The sequence below is a fragment of the Flavivirga spongiicola genome, from assembly GCF_030540825.1.
Lineage (GTDB): Bacteria > Bacteroidota > Bacteroidia > Flavobacteriales > Flavobacteriaceae > Flavivirga > Flavivirga spongiicola.
This window is the reverse complement of the sequence record NZ_JAUOEO010000001.1, coordinates 4,106,649-4,123,608: the sequence shown is the minus strand read 5'-3', so window position 1 is coordinate 4,123,608 and position 16,960 is coordinate 4,106,649. Positions and strand designations below refer to the sequence as shown.

Genomic DNA, 16,960 nt, shown 5'->3' with positions numbered 1-16,960 from the left:
AAGATGAAAATTACAAAAATCTGCTGCATTGGCGCAGGATATGTTGGGGGGCCTACAATGGCTGTAATTGCCAAGAAAAACCCAGATATTAAAGTAACTATTGTTGATATTAATGCAGATCGAATTGCAGCATGGAACGATAATGATCTATCTAAGCTACCTATCTATGAACCGGGTTTAGCAGAAATAGTAAAAGAGACTAGAGGAAAAAACCTGTTCTTTTCTACTGAGATTGACAAAGCTATTGATGAATCTCAAATGATTTTTATATCGGTAAACACACCTACCAAAACTTATGGTAAAGGTAAGGGGATGGCTGCTGATTTAAAATATGTAGAACTTTGTGCTAGAAATATAGCCAAGGTTGCTACAACAGATAAAATTGTGGTTGAAAAATCAACCTTACCTGTAAGAACAGCACAAGCCATTAAAAGTATATTAGACAATACCGGTAGTGATGTTAATTTTGAAATTTTATCAAACCCAGAATTTTTAGCTGAAGGAACTGCTATTCAAGATTTATTAAACCCAGACAGGGTATTAATCGGCGGAGCGTCCGAAGATGCTATTGAAAGTTTAGCGAATATTTATGGTAGTTGGGTTTCTCAAGACAAAATATTAAGAACAAATGTTTGGTCATCAGAGTTATCGAAGCTAACAGCTAATGCCTTTTTAGCGCAACGTATATCTTCAATTAATGCAATATCTGAACTATGTGAACAAACCGAGGCTGATGTTAATGAAGTAGCTAAAGCAATAGGTATGGATTCTAGAATTGGTCCCAAATTCCTTAAAGCATCTGTTGGTTTTGGAGGTTCTTGCTTTCAAAAAGATATTTTGAACCTTGTTTATATCGCAAGAAGCTATAACTTACAAGCTGTTGCCGATTATTGGGAGCAAGTAATTATTTTAAATGACCACCAAAAAAGACGTTTTTCAGATCATTTAATAAGCACTCTTTACAATACAGTTTCTGGAAAGAAAATTGGTTTTTTAGGCTGGGCTTTTAAAAAGGACACTAATGATACGAGAGAATCTGCAGCGATTTATGTTGCCGATCATTTATTAAACGAACAAGCTAATGTTGTTGTTTACGACCCTAAAGTCTCTAATGAAAAAATGCAGTCTGATTTAAACTATTTAAATACAAGGTCTGAAGAAGAAAACAGCAAACTAGTCAAAGCTACGGAAACCCCTTACGAAGCCTTAAAAGATGCGCATGCTGTAGCTATTATGACAGAATGGGATGAGTTTAAAACTTATGATTGGAAAAGAATATACACAGAAATGAAAAAGCCTGCGTTTATATTCGATGGTAGAAATATATTAGACAAGTCAGAAATGGAGAAAATAGGTTTTGAATATTCTTCAATTGGTAAATAAAATATTATGAATAAAGAAAAAATAGCAATTATAGGATTAGGGTATGTAGGCCTACCATTAGCTCGATTATTCGCAACAAAATATTCAGTTGTTGGTTTTGATATTAATGAAAAGCGAATTTCTGAATTACAGCAAGGAAAAGACGCGACTTTAGAAATTGAAGATGATGTTTTAAAAGGAGTACTAAAAGATAGTGCTGATTCTAGAGACGGTTTATATTGCTCGTCAAATATTGATGACATAAAAAATTGCAACTATTATATTGTAACGGTTCCTACACCCATCGATAAAAATAACAGACCAGATTTAACACCTTTGTATAAATCTAGTGAAACAGTTGCAAAAGTTCTTAAAAAGGGAGATATAGTGATTTATGAATCAACTGTATACCCTGGTGTAACTGAAGATGAGTGTGTTCCTATTTTAGAAAAAATAAGCGGCCTTAAATTCAACGCTGATTTCTTCGCAGGATATTCACCTGAACGTATTAATCCTGGAGATAAAGAACATACTGTAGATAAGATATTAAAAGTAACAGCTGGATCAACTCCAGAGATTGGTATAAAAGTTAATAACTTATACGCTGATGTTATTACTGCGGGTACTCACCTTGCTCCTACTATAAAAGTTGCTGAAGCGGCAAAAGTTATAGAAAATTCTCAACGTGATATCAATATTGCGTTTGTAAATGAGTTAGCTAAAATATTCAATTTAATGGATATTGACACGCATTCTGTTTTAGAAGCTGCAGGTACAAAATGGAATTTCCTACCTTTTAAACCGGGGCTAGTTGGAGGACATTGTATTGGTGTAGACCCCTACTATTTAGCTCAAAAAGCTCAAGAGGTTGGATATCATCCAGAAATTATTTTGGCAGGTAGACGTGTAAATGATAGCATGGGGCAATACGTAGCAAGCGAAGTAGTAAAAATGATGCTTAAAAACGATATCAAAGTAAATGGAGCCAAAATACTTATGCTTGGTATAACTTTTAAGGAAAATTGTCCTGATGTTAGAAATACTAAGATCGTTGACGTTATTAAGCATTTAAAAGAATATGGGCTAGATATTACTATTTATGACCCTTGGGTAAATTCGGAAGAAGTTCTACACGAGTATAATTTAGAAGCTACTAATACTCTACCAAAAGGTCCGTTTGAAACTGTCATTTTAGGTGTTGCCCATTCGGAATTTCTTAATATGAATTTTAACAGTCTGTTAAGCGAAAACGGCTTGGTATATGATGTTAAAGGAATTATTAAAGAAAAAGTTAACGGAAGGCTGTAATATTTAACTAATCAAAAATAACATATGCTTTTCAATTCATTAGAGTTTGTAATTTTCTTCGTTATTGTATTTTTTGCATATTACAAGTCATACAATAATTTAAAATTTCAAAATGCACTCTTATTAATTTCCAGTTATGTTTTCTATGGCTGGTGGGATTGGAGGTTTCTTTCATTAATAATAATTAGTTCTATAAGCGACTATATTATTGGAAGTTTAATTGATAAAAGTAATAATAAGAAACAACGAAAAAAATTTCTTATTTTAAGCTTGTTAATCAATTTAGGTATACTTGGATTCTTTAAATATTATAATTTTTTCGCAGAATCTTTTTCGGATTTTATTTCTGTATTTGGGTTTGAAACCAACCCATTTTTATTGAATATAGTTTTACCTGTAGGTATAAGTTTTTATACTTTCCAAACAATGAGCTATACAATAGATATCTATAGGGATAAAATGAAAGCTAATAAAAACTTGCTAGAGTTTATGACTTTTGTGTCCTTCTTCCCTCAACTGGTTGCTGGACCTATAGAAAGAGCATCTCATTTACTGCCTCAGTTTGGGAAAAAGAGAAAATTTGATGTATATGAATTTAAAGAAGGTGCCAAGCAAGTTTTATGGGGGCTTTTCAAGAAAATAGTAATTGCAGATAATTGTGCTTTTTATGCAAACCAAATTTTTGAAAACTCAGATAGTTACCCTGGAAGTGTTTTAGTTATAGGTGTTATTTTATTCGCTTTTCAGATTTATGGTGATTTTTCTGGGTATTCTGATATTGCCATTGGTATATCTAGAATGATGGGAATAGATTTAATGCAAAACTTTAAGTCACCTTATCTGGCAGAAAATATTCAAGACTTCTGGAGACGCTGGCATATATCCCTTTCTACATGGTTTAGAGATTATGTATATATTCCTTTGGGAGGAAGTCAAGTAGATTCTAGTTTTAGGAGATCTGTAAACATTATAATCACCTTTACAGTGAGTGGTTTTTGGCACGGAGCTAATTGGACCTTTGTTATATGGGGAGCATTACACTCATTGTTTTATTTTATTCAGACATTCTACAGTAAGCAAATGAAAACTGTAAAGATTTTGCCATCAAACTTGGTAAAAACTTTCAATATAATAATTACATTTATTGCAGTTACTTTCGCTTGGATATTCTTTAGAGCAAAATCTTTTAATCATGCTGTAAATTATATCTCCGAAATGTTATCTAGTAGTATACTTGCTAATCCTACAAGCCACTTTAAAGGCATGGGGTCTTCAGTAATGCCATTTGTTATTGTTATTAGCTTAGTGTATTTACTTATTTTCGAAATTTCTAATAGAGATGCCAATTACTCATTCCAAGTGGGACATTTCAAAGCTCCTTATAGAACATTAATATATTGTTCTCTATTATTGTTAATACTATTTTTTAGAGCCACAAACGGTCCTATAGATTTTATTTATTTCCAATTCTAAAGTTAGCTTCGATGAAAAAAATTATAATAAAATCAGTTCCATATATAATTGTCTTTTTATTGATAAATGTGGTTTTTTATCAAACTAGCGATTTCTATAAACAAGAACGAAAATACGTGAAAAGAATTGAAACGGTTATAAACAATCAATCGGAGGTAATATTCCTAGGGGACTCTCACGTCGAAACGATTAAATTACTTGATTTATCAGATAATATTGGTAACCTTGCATTTGGAGGAGATGGTATAAACGAAATGTATATTAAGGTATTAAACATGCTTGAGTATAATAAAAATCTAAAATATATTTTTATAGCTACCGAACCTCAGATTTTCAATAATACACTATCATCAAATAGTACCTTTTTAAATAAGTATATTTCACAAGTAGATGACGAATTAGAAGTATATAAAAAGTCAAAATTAGATTTAATTTCAGAAAGAATACCGTTATTTAATGATAGTTTTTTAAGGTTTGCCTTAAACAGGGTTTATACGTACTTCAAACCTGATAACGTTGATAAAAACAAAGATAAAGATTGGAGTAAACTAACAGACTCAGAAAGAAAAGAAATAGCTATAAACACAGGGAAATTAGATCATAACTCAATAATGACTAATAATGATTACCTAGAAACCTATAAAAAAATTATAAGTCTTTGTAAGACTCATAATATAAAAGTTTTTGGTGTTAGATTTCCAGTAAGCCAACATTATATAAATCAATGTAAAGAAGAAGAAAGTTTAAAAGTTGATAGTTTTATACAAAGCTTAAACCTTCATAAACATTTTGATTATTCAACAAGAATTACCGTTCCAGAATATTTTCATGATGAAGATCATTTAAACCTAAAAGGGGTCGAAAAATTATCGGAAATTATATTTGAGAATACTAATGTAAAATTAACAAACTAGAAAACATTAACCTATTAAATATTAAGCAATGACTAATTTAATTTCGGTTATAGTACCAGTATACAATGCAGAAAAGTATTTGGAGCGTTGCGTGAATAGTATTTGTAATCAAACTTACAAAAACTTGGAGATTATATTGGTTAATGATGGTTCTTCAGATAATAGTAAGTCCCTTTGTGAGTCTCTCTCTAAAAAAGATTCTAGAATAATTCATATAGACCAAGAGAATGGAGGTTCCAGTATAGCAAGAAATACCGGACTAGAAAATGCTAGTGGTGATATTATATCATTTATTGATAGCGACGATTATATAGAAGCCATAATGCTAGAAAAAATGCTTCAACTAATGCTAGATAATAATCTTGAAGTCGTTGAAATAGAAAGAAATGCAGAATCAAACACAAAAGTCTTCGATAATAGTTTTACAATTGAAGATCCCATTACTGCTACCGAAAGAATAATAAAAGCAAATGCTTTTCAAGTTTGGAAGCGAATTTACAGAAGGCATGTTGTAGAAGAAATGAGATTTATCCCTAAAATTATTCATCAAGATGTTTTCTTTACAATTGATGTAATAAATAAAGTGTCATCTATTGGTTACTTGAATAGTCCTTTTTATATCTATAACAGAGAAAGTATTGGTATTATTCGAAGCAAATACTCTGAAATGAAAAGGGATATAGCTATAAGAGCTACGGAATATATGAAAGCTAACATTCCAAAAAGTGAAAAGTTAAAAAAGGTAATGGATAATTATATAGTTGGTTACTATACTGATCATTATTTTCTATTAAGCAGAAATGTGGTTTTTGATAAAGAAAGGAAATTTAGAAAAAAATTAAAAAGAGACATTAGAAAGTCTAGTAATTTTTCTGAGATTAGACTACGTACTTTTTTAGTGTTATTTATGCCCACTAAAGTGATGGAATTGATTTCATCAAGTTATCAGTTAGTAAAATCTAAATAAATATTTAATAGCAATTCAAATGTCTAGACTAGCACTAACAATAAAAAACGCTTGGATTGCTGTTGTTTTTCATATAGTCTACATTATAATCCAATTCTATTCTCGAAATATCTTTTTAGACAAACTTGGGGATGATTTTATCGGAATTGTTGGAACCCTAAAAAGTATTTTAATGTTTTTAAACCTGTCTGAACTAGGTATAGGTGCAGCCGTTGGTTTCTCACTTTATAAACCCATTTATGAGAATAATCGGGAAAAAATAAATGAGATTATTGGGTACCTAGGATACCTTTATAAAAGGATAGGGTTATTTGTTTTTAGTGCAGCATTACTATTAATATTTTTTTTTCCATACATATTTGAAAATACAACAATTAATGTTGGAATTATAATATTCTTGTTCATAGCTCTATTAACAAGTAATTTGCTTGGTTACTTTTTTGCATATCACGTATTCCTGATGGAAGCCGACCAAAAAGGCTATATGAGTATCTCCATTTACCAATCATCATTTGTTTTACGACTTATATTGCAATGCGTGACTCTAATTTATTTTGAAAATATTCTACTTTGGATTTCCCTTGAATTGGCAATACCGTTTATTTATATATATGCATTGCGAAAAAAAATAAGAAAAACTTACCCTTGGTTAATTTTTAAATTTAAAACAACCAAAGAGATCAGAGAACGTAATAAAGAATTGCTAAAAAAAATAAAGCAATTAAGTTTTCATAAGATTGGAGGGTTTGTTTCCAACGGTACTGATAACATTTTAATATTTGCCCTAATTAACCCAGCAACAGTGGCATTTGTTGGTAATTATCAATTAGTAATGAATAATATTAATACTCTGGTAGGTCAAGTATTTAAAGGAACAAATGCCAGCGTTGGTAACTTAGTGGCCGAAAACGATATTAAAAACATGACCAAGGTTTTTTGGGAAATGATGGCCTTACGTTTTTTTCTTGCTGGCTGTGCTTCCATAATGCTTTTTTTTGGTTTTGATGATTTGATTACGTTATGGCTAGGGAAAAAATATGTTATGTCACACTACATTTTATCGGCACTTGTTTTAATATTTTTCATATTGCAGGTTAGACAACCAGTGGATAGTTTTAAACAAGCGTATGGATTATATGCCGACATATGGGCTCCTTTAGCTCAAAGCGGATTAAATTTACTATTCTCCATCGTATTTATATTAAGACTTGGTGTTATTGGTGTATTTATTGGTACTATATTGAGTCAGATAATTATTGTTTTAATTTGGAGACCATATTATTTGTTTAAAAAAGGTTTTGGAATTGATGTTAAAAAATATTGGATAGGATTTACATGGCACCTTCTATATGTAGCACTAGCTGGAACCATTTTTTATTATATATATAAGATATTAGGTATAGAAGAAAGTTCTAATTTATTTGTCCTAGCATTAAAAGTTTTAAAATTAGGAACAATATTTACAATCATTTACTTTTCAATTTTAATATCTTTAAGTCGAGGGTTTAAGAATTTAGTTTATAGATTAACCAATTTTATGAAACGTAAATTTAAAAAGTAAAAAACAAGTAGGTATGAAATACGTTCTAGGTGGCTTAATTATTTTATTTGCATCTTATTCAGATATATTCTTATATCGAATAGGTATAATACCTGTTCCTCCTGCCGAGTTTCTTTTACCTTTATTTATGGGCGTATTTTTATTGAAGTATTCAATAAAAGATTTTATTGATTTATTTAGGTCTCATAGCTTCAAGTTATTCCTGTCCATACTTATATTCTCAATAACCTATGCCGCATTTTCTCAGGCAAGTTCTGAAATAATAACACAAAAAATTGTTCTTAACACATTTACTCTATTACTTTATACCTTTGTTGTTCATTATTTTAGAGCAGAAGACAAAAAGACGGTTATAATCGTTGTCTCTTTGTGCTTAGCAGTATTAGCAGGCAGTATGCTTTATGACTTTTTCATTGGCCTCCCAAAATATAATTTAAGACTATCTCAAAACGTAAGGAAAGGTGGTTTTGCCGAGAACCCTAATGGAGCAGCTTCTGGAATAAAATTCTTAGCTTTAGGGCTTTTAGTATTAATAAATAAAAACAAAAAACTAAGATATTTTACCATTGCAGTAATGGTGATAACTGTATTCCTAACACTATCTAGAAGTGGGATGGTATCCATTGTTCTAATTTTAATTTTTGGTACAATGAATAATTGGAGTTCAAAAATAAAGCTAGACCCCAAAACAGTTTTTTTAAGTTTCTTTAAAATTATAGCTCTCTTTTCCATAATCTATATATCATTACTTTCGTTTTCCGAAGTAATCCGAGAGAACTTCCCTCAATTTTCCAGAGGTGCTGCAGGACAACGAATGGATATGCTTTTAGGGAAAAGTGAACTTAAAATAGATGAAGGAGGTACTAGTGGTGGTAGAGGTGTCCTACTCGTAGAGTTCTTTATAGATTTTCTTGATCATCCAATGGGTAGAGGTACAGGGTATAGCTCTGACAAAAACTTCAATAATTTAAATTCACATAATTACTTTCTGTATTTGGGGATAAATTTTGGTTTATTATCATTATTAATATACTTGTATTATATTGGTTATAGTGTGAAGTTATCTCTTAAATACGATCAATTTTACTATTTGATTTTTGTTGTCCTCATGATTTTTGAAGGTTTTGTTTCACATAATATTTGGCATACCAGAACACTAATTATCTGCTTAGCACTTTTTGACAGTCAGATATACCGAAAATTCACTGATAACCAAAATGAATTACCAATAGCACAATAAAGGTCCTATTTAAAACAAATGAAATGGATAAAAAGAAGAAAATAGTATTTGTAGTTCCAGAGATCACTGCTGGTGGTGCTGAGAGGGTTATGACCTTTTTAGCTCAAAACCTATCTAAGTCACATTTTGATGTTTCGCTATGGGCTGCTGGCTATGAAAAAAACACTGTTTACAATATTGACGGAATTAATGTAAAATACTTTAATAGGCCTAGAGTTCTTACAGCTACACCTAGTTTTTTCTTTGCCTTATTAAAAAATAGACCTAATATTGTAGTCAGTTCTATATCTCATCTAAATACAGTCATGGGATTGCTATCAATTTTCTTTCCTAAAACCAAGTTTATTGGAAGAGAAGCCAATGTTTTAAGTGTACAAGCAAAATTTTATAAAAAAAGAACAGGTATATTAGGTAAAATTCCGCTCACAAAAATTGGTTATAAATTTTTAGATATTATTTTATGTCAATCTAAAGATATGTATAATGATATGAAGGCCAATCAGGATATACCACCAAATAAAATGCGCATTATAAATAATCCCATAACAGATGCTTTTATTTTAAAAACACCTAATGAGGAAAAAAATGATGTTGTAAAGTTTATAACGGTGGCTAGATTGAAAAAACAAAAAGGGCACGAACGCATTATTAGAGCCATTTCTAAATTGAATTTCCCATATCAATATACTATTATTGGTGATGGTACTGAAAAAGATAACTTATTTAACCTTATTGAAGAATTAGGGATTAAAAAAAACATAATACATATACCATATACAAATGAGGTTCCTAGATACCTAGCAGAAAGTGATTTTTTCCTTCAAGGCGCATATGTTGAGGGGTTTCCAAACTGCTTGCTAGAAAGTTGCTCTATTGGAACACCTGTAATAGCCTATCGCGCTCCTGGTGGATTAAATGAAATTATGGAAGATGGTGTGAACGGATTAGTAGCGGACAGTCAAGAGGAATATATTCAAAACATAATTAAAGCTGCAACAGAACTTGAATGGGACCCAAAAGAAGTGAACTATTCGGTATTTAAAAAATTTAATAAAGAGATAATTCTTAATAAGTACGAAGAGTTATTTCTTGAATTAGTATAATAATTTATATGAGTCTTGGAATTTTAATTTACTCGTTAGCTGGTGGTGGTGCAGAAAGAGTCGTATCTTATCTATTGGCATATTGTATTGAAAATAAAATTAAAGTTCATTTAATTTTAATGAATCCAACTATTAAATACGAAATACCTGAAGAAATTGAAATACACTATTTAGAAAAATCTAGTTTTGGCGAAAATGGTATAATCAAAACATTAAAGATTCCGTTTTTGGCATATAAATATTCAAGATTAATAAGAACTCTAAGAATAAGTCATAGTATAAGTTTTTTAACGAGACCCTCTTTTATAAATATTATTTCAAGCAAGTTAACACGCCATAGATTTAAAATAATTACTAATGAGCGTGCATATCCTAGTCTTCAATATAGCTACAAAAATTTTCAATCCTTTTTTAATAAAAAAATGATTCGTGTACTATATAAGAAGTCCGATATCGTAATATCGAATTCTTATGGGAATTCTCATGATTTAATAGATAATTTTAATGTACCTGTCAACAAAATGAAGGTAATTCATAACCCAATTGATTTAGAAAAAATAAATAAAATAGAAGCTTTAGAGGGCTTTTATGACAATACAAAATTTAACCTAGTAACAATTGGTCGCCTAGATGTTGGAAAAAATCATAGTTTACTTATAGATGCAATGAGTAAGTTGAATAATCCAAACTTAAGATTATATATACTTGGCGCTGGAAACATGAAAGAGGAATTAGAACTTAAAATCAAAAAACTAAAATTAGAACAACAAGTTATTTTAGTTGGTTTTGACCCTAATCCATATAAATACTTAAAAAAAGCTGACTTATTTGTATTTGGTTCAAATCATGAAGGCTTTCCTAATGTATTACTTGAAGCTATGTCTTGCGGCTTACCCATTTTAACAACAAATTGTAAATCTGGGCCAAGTGAAATCATGGAATTAGAAAGCGTTAAAAATGATACAATGAAAACTGATTACGGAATATTAGTTCCTGTAAAAAACGTTGAATTAATGGCTAAAGGAATTGAATATTTTATTTCTAATAAAGATTTTTTAAACACATGTAAAACTAATGTTTTAAAACGTTCAGAAAATTTTAGAAAAAATAAAATATTGAAAGAATATATAGATATTATAAGTTCAATTAATTAAAAGAAATAAGAGTTTATTCATGTGTGGAATTAACGGATACATAAAATTTAATCGAGAAAGTGAGGAACAGCTAAAAGCTGATATGAATATAATGAATGACTTAATCTTTCATCGTGGTCCCGATGAAGATGGTGTATTCAACGAATCAAACGACTCCTACTCTATCGCTATGGCAATGAGAAGATTGTCTATTATTGATTTAAGTTCTGGAAAGCAACCTATTTTCTCCAGTGATAAGAATATAGTCATTGTTTTTAATGGCGAAATCTATAACTACAGAGAATTAAAATCAAAGCTAATAGAAGAAGGCGTTAGCTTCTCAACAACAAGTGATACTGAAGTTATTTTAAAACTGTATGAAAAACATGGTGTAGAGTCTTTCAAAGAGCTAGATGGTATGTTTGCCTTTAGTATCTATGATAAAAACAAGAATAAGTTATATATAACCAGGGACTTTTTTGGAGAAAAGCCCTTATATTATTTTAAAGATGGTAATCAATTAATTTGGGCATCAGAGCTAAAATCGATAATTAAAATAATAGATAAAAAGCCTGAGATTAGTAAAAAGGGCTTGAATTTATATTTTAGGCTTACTTATATACCAGCACCGTATACGATTTATGATGGTATTAAAAAATTAGAAGCCAATCATTATATTGAATATGACATAGCAAAAGCTAACATTAGCATAAATAAAATTAACCCAGAAGAAACGCCTGAGAAGAAAAATATTTCTTTTGGAAAAGCAACTGAGGACGTAAAAAACCTGGTTTACGATAGCGTGATGAGTCGGTCTATTTCTGATGTGCCATTAGGAACCTTTCTATCAGGTGGTGTTGATTCTTCAGTAGTTTCTCTTTGTTTATCACAAGGCGTAGATTCCAAAATTGATACGTTCTCAATAGGGTTTAAAAATGCAGGATATGATGAGTCTGACAAATCCAGATTAGTTGCTAAACTCATTAATAGTAATCATAATGAGTTTATTATAGATGAAAATGATTTAAAACATAATATCCATGATATCATTTTAAATTTTGATGAACCTTTTGCTGACTCCTCTGCCCTACCAACTTTCCTTGTTTCACAAAAAACCAGTACAAGTGTAAAAGTAGCTCTAACCGGTGATGGTGGCGATGAAGTCTTTGGTGGATACAATAAACATTATATGGGTAAAATAAATAATATGTATACCTCGTATATACCCCAAGCTATCCATAAGGTTTTCTTAAAAACATCAAAATCTTTGCTAAAAACCAATAGAGACAATAGAGGAAAAAGATACAAGTTAAAAAGGATTCTAAACAGTGTTGATTATAATGGAGCATTTTATTGGGATATTATTTCTTTAGGAAACACTAGTAATGAAGTCTCGGAAATTATTAGGCCTAACTGGCATATTGGAAATGTTTTTCAAGAATATCAAACCTTATTTGGATTAGAAAAACCTAAAACATTAAATGATTTTAGAGAAATAGATAGACATATTAGTTTAGAAGGAGATATGTTGGTTAAAGTAGACCGTACAAGTATGCTAAATTCTCTGGAATGTAGAGCACCGTTTTTAAATAAAAAATTATGGGATTACACAAATACATTACCTGAAAACTACCTTATAAAAGGTTGGGATAAAAAACATATTTTAAAAGAAGCATTTAAAGATCAATTTCCAGAAAAGTTCTTAGACAAATCTAAAAGTGGATTTGGCGTGCCCGTAGGTGATTGGCTAAAAACGATTCTTAAAAATGAGTTAGAAGGTTTCATTGAAAGAAAACGTCTAGAAAAACAAGGGATTTTTAATACAGACAGTATCATTAAACTTGTAAAAAACCATTTATCTGGTAGTAAGGACAATACATTCAAAGTTTGGTCTTTCTACTGTTTTCAAAAGTGGTACTACAATACATACATAAATGAATAAGGATAAGAAAAAAATATTTAGAATAACAACTGTTCCTGGGTCATTAACAACCTTACTAAAAGGTCAGTTAAAATATATTTCGCAATATTTTGAGGTTGTTGGAGTATCTTCAAAGGGAAATAAAAATCAATTAGAAATACTAGCGAAAAATGAAGGTGTTAGGACAATTAATCTGGAGATGACAAGAAAAATTACTCCAATAAAAGATTTAATGGCCGTTACTAAATTGTATAAAATATTAAAAAAAGAAAAACCATATATCGTTCATTCTCATACCCCAAAGGCAGGAACAGTAGGAATGATTGCTGCGAAATTGGCAAAAGTACCTAACAGACTTCATACAGTTGCGGGATTACCATTAGTAGAAGCTAAAGGGTTTAAAAAAAAATTACTTGTTTATGTTGACAAGCTAACCTATTTCTGCGCTACCAAAGTATATCCAAATTCATTTGGTCTAAGAGAAATTATGTTAAACGAAAAGTTAGCTAAAAAATCAAAAATAGAGGTTATTGCAAAAGGTAGTTCTAATGGTATTGACACAAATCATTTTGACCCAAAACTTTATAATCAATTACAAAAAAAATCATTAAGAGATTCTTTAAAAATAAAAGAAAACGATTTTGTGTTTATTTTTGTAGGCAGACTAGTTAAAGATAAGGGAATTAATGAACTCGTTGAGGCCTTTGATAATTTAAACAAAAGTTTTGATAATATAAAATTAATTTTAGTTGGCAATTACGAAAAGGAGTTAGACCCATTATTTTCAGAAACAACAAAACTAATTGAAGCCAATACTAATATAATTGAAACTGGTTGGACCAATGATGTAAGACCTTACTTTTCTATATCGAACGTTTTAGCATTCCCGAGTTATAGAGAAGGATTTCCTAATGTTGTCATGCAAGCAAGCTCTATGGAGCTAGCCTGTATTGTTACAGATATAAATGGATGTAATGAAATAATCAAACATAATGAAAACGGTTATATAATCCCCAAAAAGGATACAAACTCGCTATATGAGTCAATGAAATCTACTTTGTCAAATAATGGCAGATTAAAAGAAATGGGGCAAAAATCGAGAAAGATTATCTTGGAAAACTATGAGCAAAAAAATGTTTGGAAAGCTATACTGAGCGAGTATAAAGAACTCTAGATGAATAAAAAACTCTAAGTTATAAAGAAACTATCCATCATAATGATGAGCGTCTAAATTAATAATATTAATTCAAAAGAGTATGTCACTTAAAAGAATTGGTAATTTTAAATTTTTCTTTAGCGACCCTAATAAAAAAGGTTGGGGAAGAATGTTCATAGAAATAATTCATTTTTGGTATGTTAAAAAAGAATTACCACTGGACTATTTTAGAAGATTTCTATATAGAAAAGAGGTTAAAAACTATACAGCCTATTTAGGTTATAGGCAATACGAGAAGCTTATTTTTTCAAAAAAAATGGTTTTTCCAGAAATTAGTTCTATTCTAGACAATAAGCTAAGTATGCATTCTTATTTTTCAAGTATACACTTACCAATGCCAAAATTGGTAAGTTATAATTTGAAAAACCATTTTTATTTTGATAATAATGTCTATGCAATAAACAATAAAAATGATTTGATTGATTATTTCTCTAATGTTTTTGAAAAAAGCCCATATAATGAGCTTTTTTTAAAACCTTTAGATGCTCAAGGTGGCAAAGGTATTTTTTTAATTAAAAAAGAATCTCTGGAAGGGCAAATTAATAAACATTTAAATAACTTGCTTAAAACAAGTTTCTTGCATGAAGAAGTCATTGAGCAACATCCTTCTTTAAATAAAATACATTCTAAATCGATTAACACATTAAGGATTGAAACATGCTTGAATAATAAAAATAACATGGAAGTTTTATCTGTTGTTATACGCTTTGGAGTTGGTAACAATATTGTTGATAATGCCAGTAAAGGAGGCTTTTATGTTTCTGTGAATTTAGATACTGGTCTAATTCAAGGGGTTGGTCGACAAGATTTTACTCAAGGAAGTCAAGTTTATGAAAAACACCCCGATACAAATATCATTCTTGAAGGAATTGAAGTGCCATTTTTTAATGAAGCCTGCGAATTATCAAAAAAAGCAGCTCAATATTTACCCAATAGAATTATTGGATGGGATGTAGCCATTACTCCTACTGGACCGGTTATTATAGAAGGTAATCAAACTCCGGGTATGGATATGACAGATGTGGCATATGGCGGTTATTTAAAACATCCTTTGATTAAAGAAATGCTAAATGAGGTATAGTCCATTCTATGTTAATTTTAACGAGAGACAGATTATTAAAATATTTATAAATTACTAACTCTCAGGTGACTGAAACAAATACTGAAAAAATTTCAATATAAATCATTATAATCGATCATTCATCGATAAAATAGCATACAAGAACGTAATAATGATTTAAAAACCACAAATAATATTATTTTTAGTCTTATCACGTACCTACAAAAGATAAAAACATACGAGAATTTTTTAAAAGAATTATTGACTTCTTTTTGACATTCTCAGAATTAATAGTGCTCGCCCCTATTGGTTTGAGCGTTTACTTAATATTTATTAATAAAGAAAATTCATTTTTTTATCAAAGATGACCAGATAATACAATGGCTTGATAATTCCTAAAAAGCATGTAGATTCATTATGCAAAACCATGAAATTTACTTTGTCGAATAATGACAAATTAAAAGAAACGAGAATAAAATCAGAGAGAATTTTTTAAAAATTGTAAGTAAAAAAGTGTTTGGAAAGCCATATTAGAAGAGTATAATCAATTATAATTGAAAAATAATAATTATGATTTCGAAAATTACTTATTTAAGACATTTTATCAATGACCCAAATAAAAAAGGGGTTTTTAGAATGATAAAAGAGATTATCCATTATGCTTGGGTAAAAAAAGAACTCCCTACAGATTATTTCAGAAAGTTTTTATATAGGAAAGAAATTAAGAATTACACTAATTACTTAAGTTTAAAACAGTTTACAAAGGTCATTCGATCAAAAAACATAGTCTTCTCAGAAATTAGCTCAATTTTAGGTAACAAATTAAGCATGAATTTTTATCTCAAAAACTTTAATTTACCTATTCCAGAGCTCGTAAGCTATAATCTTAAAAACAATTATGTTTACAATAAAGATATTAGCACAATAACGAAAACATCAGATTTAATTGATTTTTTTGACAATATATTTGAAACTAGCAAGCAAGAAAGCCTTTTCTTAAAACTTTTGGATTTAGAAGGAGGAGAAGGTGCGATACTTTTAAAAAAAAACACTTTCAAAAACCAAATAAAAAACAATGCAGACTTCTTACTTGCTAACAGTTTTGTTCATCAAGAAGTAATTAAACAACATCTAGAAATAAACAAAATTCACTCAAAATCTGTTAATACGCTTAGAATAGAAACTTATATAGATTTAGCAAACAACATTCATATCTTATCAGTTGTTATGCGTTTTGGAATCGGAGATAGTGTTATAGATAATGGTAGCGCAGGTGGATTTTATATTTCGGTGAACATGACCACTGGAGTACTTCAGGGTATAGGAATGCAAGATTTCAATAAAGGAGCCAAAGTATTTACAAAACACCCAAATACAGGTGCCGTGCTAGAAAATTTTAAAGTACCTTTTTTTATGGAAGCATGTGAATTGGCTAAAACAGCAGCAAAACATTTACCTAACAAAATAGTTGGTTGGGACATTGCTATTACTCTTAATGGTCCAATTATCGTTGAGGGTAATAATACACCTACCCTAAGCATTACTGATGTTTGTTATGGAGGCTACTGTACACATCCATTATTTAAAGAAATACTAGATATAACATAAAACCTTTAGAAAAACCAAATCAGCTATAACAACTTAAATGTTAACCAATTACGTTGTTGATATAAAAGTAGCAGAACATTTAAACTTCCCTATA

General features: G+C 29.9%; 13 protein-coding genes. All 13 read left to right on the top strand.

The genetic code is table 11. From position 1 onward, the window contains the following. The first annotated feature begins 3 nt into the window (after positions 1-3). The 13 genes from Q4Q47_RS16400 to Q4Q47_RS16340 all read left to right on the top strand — a co-directional run bounded on the left by Q4Q47_RS16400 (position 4) and on the right by Q4Q47_RS16340 (position 16,866). Entirely contained in the window at positions 4-1,383 is a 1,380-nt protein-coding gene (locus Q4Q47_RS16400; RefSeq protein ID WP_303307718.1) for a nucleotide sugar dehydrogenase, read from the top strand. A 6-nt stretch (positions 1,384-1,389) separates the two neighbouring features. Further along, positions 1,390-2,670 carry a nucleotide sugar dehydrogenase gene (locus Q4Q47_RS16395; protein WP_303307717.1) on the top strand — a complete coding sequence of 427 codons (1,281 nt, stop codon included), beginning with the start codon at positions 1,390-1,392 and terminating at the stop codon, positions 2,668-2,670. A gap of 24 nt (positions 2,671-2,694) precedes the next feature. Next, positions 2,695-4,143 carry an MBOAT family O-acyltransferase gene (locus tag Q4Q47_RS16390; protein WP_303307716.1) on the top strand — a complete coding sequence of 483 codons (1,449 nt, stop codon included), beginning with the start codon at positions 2,695-2,697 and terminating at the stop codon, positions 4,141-4,143. 11 nt (positions 4,144-4,154) lie between these two features. Continuing rightward, the gene (locus tag Q4Q47_RS16385) at positions 4,155-5,057 is read left to right on the top strand and encodes a hypothetical protein (RefSeq protein WP_303307715.1); all 903 of its coding nucleotides are present in this window, start codon (positions 4,155-4,157) and stop codon (positions 5,055-5,057) included. Between the two features lie 28 nt (positions 5,058-5,085). After that, positions 5,086-6,024, top strand: coding sequence for a glycosyltransferase (locus tag Q4Q47_RS16380; protein WP_303307714.1), 939 nt, complete (start codon positions 5,086-5,088; stop codon positions 6,022-6,024). A gap of 19 nt (positions 6,025-6,043) precedes the next feature. Next, complete coding sequence (locus Q4Q47_RS16375) at positions 6,044-7,585, top strand: MATE family efflux transporter (RefSeq protein WP_303307713.1); 1,542 nt, start codon at positions 6,044-6,046, stop codon at positions 7,583-7,585. Positions 7,586-7,598: 13 nt separating this feature from the next. Beyond that, positions 7,599-8,825, top strand: coding sequence for an O-antigen ligase family protein (locus Q4Q47_RS16370; protein WP_303307712.1), 1,227 nt, complete (start codon positions 7,599-7,601; stop codon positions 8,823-8,825). Positions 8,826-8,848: 23 nt separating this feature from the next. Beyond that, complete coding sequence (locus tag Q4Q47_RS16365; RefSeq protein WP_303307711.1) at positions 8,849-9,928, top strand: glycosyltransferase; 1,080 nt, start codon at positions 8,849-8,851, stop codon at positions 9,926-9,928. 8 nt (positions 9,929-9,936) lie between these two features. Then, positions 9,937-11,082 carry a glycosyltransferase gene (locus Q4Q47_RS16360; RefSeq protein WP_303307710.1) on the top strand — a complete coding sequence of 382 codons (1,146 nt, stop codon included), beginning with the start codon at positions 9,937-9,939 and terminating at the stop codon, positions 11,080-11,082. A 19-nt stretch (positions 11,083-11,101) separates the two neighbouring features. Further along, positions 11,102-13,003, top strand: coding sequence for an asparagine synthase (glutamine-hydrolyzing) (asnB, locus tag Q4Q47_RS16355; RefSeq protein WP_303307709.1), 1,902 nt, complete (start codon positions 11,102-11,104; stop codon positions 13,001-13,003). After that, complete coding sequence (locus Q4Q47_RS16350; protein ID WP_303307708.1) at positions 12,996-14,156, top strand: glycosyltransferase family 4 protein; 1,161 nt, start codon at positions 12,996-12,998, stop codon at positions 14,154-14,156. Before asnB ends, Q4Q47_RS16350 begins: the two co-directional genes overlap by 8 nt. Before the next feature lie 82 nt (positions 14,157-14,238). Beyond that, positions 14,239-15,279, top strand: a complete 1,041-nt coding sequence (locus Q4Q47_RS16345) for a sugar-transfer associated ATP-grasp domain-containing protein (protein ID WP_303307707.1) — start codon at positions 14,239-14,241, stop codon at positions 15,277-15,279. A gap of 549 nt (positions 15,280-15,828) precedes the next feature. Next, the gene (locus Q4Q47_RS16340) at positions 15,829-16,866 is read left to right on the top strand and encodes a sugar-transfer associated ATP-grasp domain-containing protein (protein ID WP_303307706.1); all 1,038 of its coding nucleotides are present in this window, start codon (positions 15,829-15,831) and stop codon (positions 16,864-16,866) included. Positions 16,867-16,960 lie beyond the last annotated feature (94 nt).

Coding starts and splice junctions, on each gene's coding strand:
- Q4Q47_RS16365 (WP_303307711.1), top strand. CDS start 8,849: ATGGATAAAAAGAAGAAAATAGTATTTGTAGTTCCAGAGATCACTGCT.
- Q4Q47_RS16345 (WP_303307707.1), top strand. CDS start 14,239: ATGTCACTTAAAAGAATTGGTAATTTTAAATTTTTCTTTAGCGACCCT.
- Q4Q47_RS16375 (WP_303307713.1), top strand. CDS start 6,044: ATGTCTAGACTAGCACTAACAATAAAAAACGCTTGGATTGCTGTTGTT.
- Q4Q47_RS16400 (WP_303307718.1), top strand. CDS start 4: ATGAAAATTACAAAAATCTGCTGCATTGGCGCAGGATATGTTGGGGGG.
- Q4Q47_RS16390 (WP_303307716.1), top strand. CDS start 2,695: ATGCTTTTCAATTCATTAGAGTTTGTAATTTTCTTCGTTATTGTATTT.
- Q4Q47_RS16340 (WP_303307706.1), top strand. CDS start 15,829: ATGATTTCGAAAATTACTTATTTAAGACATTTTATCAATGACCCAAAT.
- asnB (WP_303307709.1), top strand. CDS start 11,102: ATGTGTGGAATTAACGGATACATAAAATTTAATCGAGAAAGTGAGGAA.
- Q4Q47_RS16385 (WP_303307715.1), top strand. CDS start 4,155: ATGAAAAAAATTATAATAAAATCAGTTCCATATATAATTGTCTTTTTA.
- Q4Q47_RS16380 (WP_303307714.1), top strand. CDS start 5,086: ATGACTAATTTAATTTCGGTTATAGTACCAGTATACAATGCAGAAAAG.
- Q4Q47_RS16370 (WP_303307712.1), top strand. CDS start 7,599: ATGAAATACGTTCTAGGTGGCTTAATTATTTTATTTGCATCTTATTCA.
- Q4Q47_RS16350 (WP_303307708.1), top strand. CDS start 12,996: ATGAATAAGGATAAGAAAAAAATATTTAGAATAACAACTGTTCCTGGG.
- Q4Q47_RS16360 (WP_303307710.1), top strand. CDS start 9,937: ATGAGTCTTGGAATTTTAATTTACTCGTTAGCTGGTGGTGGTGCAGAA.
- Q4Q47_RS16395 (WP_303307717.1), top strand. CDS start 1,390: ATGAATAAAGAAAAAATAGCAATTATAGGATTAGGGTATGTAGGCCTA.